We start from the raw sequence: 6,967 nt of genomic DNA, 5'->3' as shown, positions 1-6,967 counted from the left end.
CGCTGACCCAACGCATCGGGGCTGAATATAGGCAGACGCTGCCGGGGGGTCCGCCTTAAATGAACCCCTGCTCAATCCGCCTTCTCGCCCTGCCTGCCGATGGCTCTCTCCCGTGCGGCTGTTCCATGCACCTCTCCCATCCGGCGTCTGCGGCCCCTCGGCCTGGCCGCCCTGCTGCTGCTCGGCGGCTGTGGCGGCACCGGCCCCCTCAATGGCCTGCGCCGGCTGCCGGATGCGCCGCGGGTCAGTGAGGCTCCGGCCCCCTCGCTGCTGCCCGGCAGCGACAACGTGATCGTCAAGGCGGTGGAGAAGGCCGGGCCGGCGGTGGTCCGCATCGACACGGTCAAGCGGCTGATCAACCCGATGGGGGGCCTGTTCGGCCGTGGTCCTGCCATCCAGCAGCAACAGGGTCAGGGATCGGGCTTCATCGTCGATGCCGACGGCGTCATCCTCACCAATGCCCACGTGGTGGAAGGCGCCAGTGAGGTGGGCGTGACCCTGCCCGACGGCCGCAGCTTCACCGGCAAGGTGCTGGGAGCCGATCCGCTCACCGACGTGGCGGTGGTGAAGGTGGTGGGCTCCCGCCTGCCCGTGGCCACCCTCGGCGACTCCTCGCGGGTGCGGCCCGGTGAGTGGGCGATCGCCATCGGCAACCCCCTCGGCCTCGACAACACCGTCACCGCCGGGATCATCAGCGCCATTCAGCGCACCAACGCCGTCGGCGAGGGCCAGCGGGTGCCCTACATCCAGACGGACGCCGCCGTGAACCCAGGCAACAGCGGCGGTCCGCTGATCAATGAGCGCGGCCAGGTGATCGGCATCAACACCGCCATCCGTCAGGCCCCCGGCGCCGGCCTCAGCTTCGCGATCCCGATCAACACCGCCCGCCAGATCGCCGACCAGATTCTCGAGCGCGGCTACGCCAGCCATCCCTACATCGGCGTGCGCCTGCAGGCGCTCACCCCCCAGCTGGCCCGCGAGATCAATGCCAGCACCGACGAATGCAGGGTCCCGGAGGTGAATGGGGTCGTGGTGGTCGATGTGATGAGCAACAGCCCCGCCGCGCGGGCGGGGCTGCGCCCCTGTGATCTGATCGAGAAGGTGGGCGACGCGGCGGTGAAGAACCCCTCGGAGGTGCAGCTGGCGGTGGATCGCGGCCAGGTGAATCAGCCCCTGGCTGTGGTGATCCGCCGCGGCGACGGCCGCCAGACCCTCACCGTGCGGCCGGCGGAACTGCCCAAGGAGCAGTGATTCCCACCTCTTCCCGCCCCGTCGGGATGTCTGGAGCACATCGGCGCCGGCGCCGCCCGCAGGCGGCTGCCGGGGCCTGCAGGATCGTGGTGATGGCCCGATGGCCAGCTCCCGGACGCTGCAAACGGCGCCTCGCCGCCAGCTGCGGCTCCTCGGAGCGGGCCGCGGCGATCCAGGGACGCCTCACCAGCCACACCCTGCTGGTGGCTGCCGCGGCGGTCGCCGCCCGAGGCGTCCAGCTCCAGGTCGCGGTGGATGGCCTCGCCCCCGGAGCCCTGCGCCGCTGGCAGCGGGCGATGCAGCGCCGGAGCGACTGGCCGCCGGCCGACAGGGTGGCGTTCGGCGGGCAGGGCGGCGGCAACCTGGGGTGCCGCATGCAGCGACAGCTGCGCCACGGCTTCGCCGCGGGCGCCGAGCGGGTGGTGCTGATCGGCACGGATCTGCCGGGGCTGGAATGCCGCGATCTGACCAAGGCGCTGGCGCTCCTGCAGGCTGCCCCCCTCGTGATCGGTCCGGCCACGGACGGGGGCTACTGGTTGATCGGGATGAACCGCGCCGGCTTCCAGCGGGCGGGAACCCGGCTGATGAGCGGAATCGCCTGGGGCGGAGCCGAGGTGCTGGCGCAGACCCTGACGCGGGCGGCGCTGCTCGATCTGCCGCCCCGTCTGCTGCGACCGCAGCGGGATCTGGACGACCATGCGGATCTGCTGGCCTGGTGGCGTGCGGTCGGTCACCCCGGCGCCCCGGTCCCGGGTGCCACCTGGGCATGAGCTGTTCAAGGGCGGGCCGGCGAAGACAGACCCGCCGTGACCGGCACCACACCGCAGCGCCGGATGTCCTGCCCCGGCCCGGGCGCCGGAGCGGCCAGCGGGGAGGCCAGGGCCGATCCTGGGGTCGTGACTGCTCCTCCCCTGTCGGTCGTGATCCCGGTCCGCAACGAAGCGGCCCGGCTGCCGCTGCTGCTGGCGGATCTGGCGGCCGCCCCCGCCTCCCTGCTGCGCGAGATCTGGGTGGTGGACGGCGGCAGCGTGGATGGCAGCGCAGGGCTGGCGCGGCTGGCCGGGGCATGGGTGCTCTCCAGCATTGCCGGCCGAGGCGAGCAACTGCGGCGCGGCGTCGCCGTCTGTGAGGGACCCTGGCTGCTGCTGCTGCACGCCGACGCGCGCCTGCCCACCGACTGGCCGGCCGAGATCCAGCGGGCGATCCACGCCGGTGAACAGACGGCCTGGACCTTCCCGCTGGCGATCGAGGCGGCAGGGCCCGCCCTGCAGCTGGTGGGCGCCCTGAGCACCCTGCGCAGCCGCTGGCGGAGCCTGCCCTATGGCGATCAGGGTCTGCTGCTCAGCCGCACCCTCTACGAACGCAGCGGCGGCCTGATGCCCCTGCCGCTGATGGAGGACCTGGAGTTCATCCAGCGCCTGCGCCGACTGGCCCCGATCCGGCTGCTGCAGGGGCCGCTGCGGGTCGATGGCAGGCGCTGGCGGCGTCTGGGGGTGTGGCGCACCACCTGGCGCAACGCCCTGCTGCGGCGTGCCTGGAGGCGTGGCGTCGATCCGTCACTGCTGGCGCGGCGCTACTACGGCGAGCCCGGAGGCTGAGGGGCCGGCCGCTCAGGGGGCATACCAGAAGGCGCAGCGCCGCTCCAGCGGTTCGAGCTGCCAGCCCTGGGAGGAATAGAAGCCCACCACACCGGGATCGGCGAACAGGCTCACCCGCTCCACCCCCTGCTGCTCGAGCTCGTCGAGCACGTAGGCCATCAACTGGCGGCCCAGCCCAGCCCCCTGATACAGCGGATGCACAGCCACATCCCACACGGTGGCCTCGATCACACCGTCGCCGGTGCAGCGGGCGAAGCCGATCAGCCGGGGCAGGCGCGGGTGATGGCGCCACAGACCGACACACAGCAGGCTGTTCTGCAGCGCCTTGCGCACCCGCCTGAGCGGCCGGCGGCTCCAGCCCACCGCATCGCAGATGCCTTCGAGCTCCACCAGATCGATCTCGCGATCGAGGCTGAGCACCACCTTCAACTGGGGATTGGGCGTCGGGCAGAAGCGATGCCGAGGCCCGTACAGGCCCTGCAGGAGCGTGGCTTCCGCGTCCTCCCCAGGGGTGATCGGAGGGCTCACCGTCGCGGTTGCGCGCGGACCCTCCAGGCTGCTTCCCCTCGGCAGGATCTCGGTCACGGCTGGCCGGCACTGGCTTCAGGCTATCGCCCGCGGCAGATCCCCCCGCGGTTCCGCGCAGAACGGCACCCTTTGCAGGGTTCACGCCAACCGCGACGCTGCGTTGCAGGGGGTTCGCAAGCGCGGGCCGCTGAGGCAGGGTGATCCGGCTCTCAGCGGCCCCTGCCTCCCCTGCCCTTCCCTCTCCCCACCGGACAGGCTCCCGTCGTCACGTCGACGCCCGCGGACCGCTCCCCCCTGCTGGTGGCCGTGCATGGCTGGCTGCTGTCCGGGCGGCTGTGGGATCCCCTGAGAGAGCAGCTCGGCGACCACCGGACGCTGTGGAGCCCGGATCTGCCGGGCTTCGGCCGTCGGCCGCGGCCGAGAGGCCTGCTGCCGAACCTGGCGAGCTATGGCCGCTGGCTGGCCCAGGCGGTGCAGGAGCGGCAGCCGCAGCGTCCGGTGGTGCTCCTGGGCCATTCCCTCGGCGGCAGCATCGCCCTGCATGCCGCTCCCCACCTGGGTGATCAGCTCCTGGGCATGGTTCAGATCGCCGCCGGAGGTGGCGTCTATCAACCGCGCGCCTTCGCCAGGGTGCGGCAGGGGGGTGCGGCCTTCCTCCGCTGGCGCCCAGGCTGGCTGGGGGATGTGCCAGGGATGGAGGCGATCCGCTCACCACTGCGGGCCGACCTGCGCGCCGCCCGCAGCCTGCTGGCCTGCAGCACCAACCGGGGGGCGGTGCGGCAGCTGCCGTTGCTGGCGGGCCAGCTGCAGGTGCCCAGCCTCTGGATCGCCGGCAGCCGCGACGGCGTGATGCAGCCGCGCTATGTGCGGCACCTGGCCGGCTACAGCCCCTGCCACCGGGTGGAGCTGCTGGAGGGGGTCGGCCACCTGCCGATGCGCCAGCAACCGCAGCAGCTGGCGGCGCTGATCAGGCAGTGGCTGGAGCTGGAGGTTCTGGTGGGCGTCGCCGCGGGTGCCTGAGGCCGGGGTTGCCTGAGCTGAGACAGTGCAGCCGCGGGCCGCGGGCGGCCCCGGCCGAAAGGTGATTCAGAGCATGGCCAGGCCCTTGTCCTGGAGCTCGGCCAGCTGCGCATAGAGACCGCCGGCGGCCCGCAGCTGACGGTGGGTTCCCTGCTCGATCAGGCGACCGCGGCGGAGCACCAGAATGCGGTCGGCGGCCTCCACCGTGGCCAGCCGGTGGGCGATCACCACGGCGGTGCGGCCGTGCAGCAGCCGTTCGAGATCCCGCTGCAGCGTCGCCTCGGTGGAGGGATCGAGGAAGGCGGTTGCCTCGTCCATCACCAGCACGGAGGGATCACGGATCGCCACCCGCGCCACCGCCAGCAGCTGCCGCTCGCCGGAGGAGAGGTTGGCGCCGCGCTCCCGCAGCTCGGTGGACAGGCCCGCATCCAGGCGGGTTAGCAGCGGCTCGAGGCCCAGTTCCCGGCAGGTGTGGGCCAGTTCGGCGTCGCTCACCGGGGCGTCGAGGCGCAGATTGTCGGCGACGCTGCCGCTGAACAGGAAGGTGTCCTGCAGCACGACGCCCAGCCGACGGCGCAGCGAGGCGATCGGCAGCTCACGGATGTCGACGCCGTCGAGCAGGATGCGGCCCCGCTGCGGTTCGTAGAGGCGGCAGAGCAGCCGGATCACCGTGCTCTTGCCCGAACCGGTGGGACCCACCAGCGCCACGTGCTCGCCGGGCTCGATCCGGAAGGACAGATCCTGCAGGATCGGATCGTCACTGCGGTAGGCGAAGCTCACGTTCTCGAAGGTGATCGCCCCGGGACTGCGGCTCAGTGAGGCGCCGTGACTGGCGGCCAGGGAGCGCTTCTCGGCCGGCAGCTCGCTGATCTCCAGCGGCTCCTCGAGCAGTTCGCCGATCCGCTCCACCGCCGTCAGGCCGCCCTGGATCTGGGTGAAGCGCTCCGCCATCTGGCGCAGCGGATCGAACAGGCGCTGCGAGAAGAGGATGAAGGTGGTCAGCGTGCCCAGGTCGATCAGGCCACCGGTGACCATCCAGCCCCCCAGGGCCAGCACCAGCGCCACCGCACCGAGGGCCACCCACTCGATGAAGGCGGAGATGGCGCTGTCGTAGAGGATCGTGCCCGTCACCGCCTGGCGATAGGCATCGGTGGTGCGGGCGAAACGTGCGCTGTTCACGGCTTCGCGGCGGAACATCTGCACCACCTCGAGGCCCTGCAGGTTCTCCTGCAGATCGGCGTTGAGCTGGGAGAGCTCCTCGCGCACCCGGTAATTGGCGAGGCGGTAGCGCTTCTGCAGCCAGAGGATGCCACAGGTGACCGGAATCTGGGTGATCAGCAGCAGCAGACCGAGGCGCCACTCGATCGTGATCATCGTGATCGCGATCACCAGCAGCGACACCAGGTCGGCCAGCACCCCCACGGCGCCGCTGCCGAACACCTCCGCCAGGGCCTCCACATCGCTGGTGAGGCGTGTGAGCAGCTTCCCCACCGGTGTGCGGTCGTGGAAGCGCAGCGACAGCTCCATGGCGTGGCGGAACAGGTCGTCGCGGATGCGGGCGGTGAGCCGCTGGCCCACCACCTGCACGTTGAAGCTCTGGGTGCCCTGCAGCCCGAGCCGCAGCACGACCGCCGCCAGCAGCAGGCCCACCAGCAGCCGCAGCGCCTGGGCGGTGGGCAGACCGTTCAGCCAGGGGAGCACCGAGGGCTCCTTGCGCAGCACCGAGATCGCCTGGCCCACCAGAACGGGCTGGATGGCGCCGGCCAGGGCCAGGGGAATCAGCAGCAGCAGCGAGAGCAGCAACCGGCGGCGATCGCGGCCCAGGTAGGGAAGCAGGCGACGCAGGCGACGCGCATCGAGAGAGGCCATCAGGTGGCAGCGGAGCCGATGCGCTCCACGATGCCCCGCAGACGCCCGTCATCGAGCCGCAGCGACAGCGGATGGCCGATCAGGCGAGCGGTGCTGTGGAACAGGTCCTCGATCGCCACCAGGCCGTTGTCACGCAGGGTTCGGCCGGTGGCCACCAGGTCGACGATGGCCTCGCTCATGCCGGTGAGCGGGCCGAGCTCCACCGAGCCGGTCAGATGGATCAGCTCCACCGGCAGATCGAGCGACGCGAAGTAATCGGCGGCACAGCGGGTGAACTTGCTGGCGATGCGGCAGTGGGCCGGCAGGTCGAGGGCGCGCCGGTAGCCGCTGCTGGCCTTCACCGCCACCGCCATGCGGCAACCGCCGAAGCCGAGATCAACCAGCTGGGCGATCGGCAGCCGGTGTTCGCGCAGAACGTCGTAGCCCACCACCCCCAGCTGGGCCTGGCCATAGGCCACATACACGGGCACATCGGCGTTGCGCACCAGAAGGGCCTGGGCCGAGCCGCAGGCGCTGGGCACGCGCAGCAACCGGTTGTCCGGATCGAGCAGGGCGGAGAAATCAAGACCGGCGGCGGCGAAGCGGCGCACCGAATCCTTGAGCAGCGCTCCCTTGGCCAGGGCCACGGTGAACGGAGGGGAAGGACTCAGCGGCATCGACGGCGCCCGCGACACGGGGTGGCGAAGATCATGGGGTCGCAG

The 6,967-nt window shown here is 71.6% G+C and carries 7 protein-coding genes; 4 read left to right on the top strand and 3 right to left on the bottom strand.

Annotation, left to right across the window (positions count from 1 at the left end; translation table 11 throughout):
• Positions 1-99: 99 nt before the first annotated feature.
• The 3 genes from H8F25_RS17455 (at position 100) to H8F25_RS17445 (ending at position 2,849) form a co-directional block, all read left to right on the top strand.
• A complete protein-coding gene (locus H8F25_RS17455) occupies positions 100-1,251 on the top strand; it encodes a trypsin-like peptidase domain-containing protein (protein ID WP_197211499.1) in 1,152 nt (383 codons plus the stop codon).
• 92 nt (positions 1,252-1,343) lie between these two features.
• Entirely contained in the window at positions 1,344-2,021 is a 678-nt protein-coding gene (locus H8F25_RS17450; protein ID WP_231596948.1) for a TIGR04282 family arsenosugar biosynthesis glycosyltransferase, read from the top strand.
• Between the two features lie 126 nt (positions 2,022-2,147).
• Entirely contained in the window at positions 2,148-2,849 is a 702-nt protein-coding gene (locus H8F25_RS17445) for a TIGR04283 family arsenosugar biosynthesis glycosyltransferase (RefSeq protein ID WP_197211497.1), read from the top strand.
• 12 nt (positions 2,850-2,861) lie between these two features.
• Here the strand turns inward: H8F25_RS17445 and H8F25_RS17440 are convergent, their stop codons facing one another.
• A complete protein-coding gene (locus H8F25_RS17440) occupies positions 2,862-3,377 on the bottom strand; it encodes a GNAT family N-acetyltransferase (RefSeq protein WP_370525775.1) in 516 nt (171 codons plus the stop codon).
• A gap of 300 nt (positions 3,378-3,677) precedes the next feature.
• Here H8F25_RS17440 and H8F25_RS17435 point away from each other — a divergent pair, with 300 nt between their 5' ends.
• Positions 3,678-4,397 (top strand): alpha/beta fold hydrolase, encoded by a 720-nt coding sequence (locus tag H8F25_RS17435; RefSeq protein WP_370525774.1) that lies wholly within the window; start codon positions 3,678-3,680, stop codon positions 4,395-4,397.
• 66 nt (positions 4,398-4,463) lie between these two features.
• Here H8F25_RS17435 and H8F25_RS17430 read toward each other — a convergent pair whose 3' ends face one another.
• Together H8F25_RS17430 and hisG are read right to left on the bottom strand one after the other, a co-directional pair.
• Complete coding sequence (locus tag H8F25_RS17430; protein ID WP_197211496.1) at positions 4,464-6,266, bottom strand: ABC transporter ATP-binding protein; 1,803 nt, start codon at positions 6,264-6,266, stop codon at positions 4,464-4,466.
• On the bottom strand, positions 6,266-6,922 hold the full coding sequence (hisG, locus tag H8F25_RS17425) for an ATP phosphoribosyltransferase (RefSeq protein ID WP_197211495.1): 657 nt from the start codon (positions 6,920-6,922) through the stop codon (positions 6,266-6,268). Before hisG ends, H8F25_RS17430 begins: the two co-directional genes overlap by 1 nt.
• Positions 6,923-6,967 lie beyond the last annotated feature (45 nt).

The sequence above is a fragment of the Synechococcus sp. CBW1004 genome, assembly GCF_015840715.1.
In the GTDB taxonomy this organism is placed as follows: domain Bacteria; phylum Cyanobacteriota; class Cyanobacteriia; order PCC-6307; family Cyanobiaceae; genus Cyanobium.
The sequence above is the reverse complement of the archived record's forward strand: the minus strand, read 5'-3'. Positions and strand labels throughout refer to the sequence as shown.

Coding starts and splice junctions, on each gene's coding strand:
- H8F25_RS17430 (WP_197211496.1), bottom strand. CDS start 6,266: ATGGCCTCTCTCGATGCGCGTCGCCTGCGTCGCCTGCTTCCCTACCTG.
- H8F25_RS17455 (WP_197211499.1), top strand. CDS start 100: ATGGCTCTCTCCCGTGCGGCTGTTCCATGCACCTCTCCCATCCGGCGT.
- H8F25_RS17450 (WP_231596948.1), top strand. CDS start 1,344: ATGGCCCGATGGCCAGCTCCCGGACGCTGCAAACGGCGCCTCGCCGCC.
- hisG (WP_197211495.1), bottom strand. CDS start 6,922: ATGCCGCTGAGTCCTTCCCCTCCGTTCACCGTGGCCCTGGCCAAGGGA.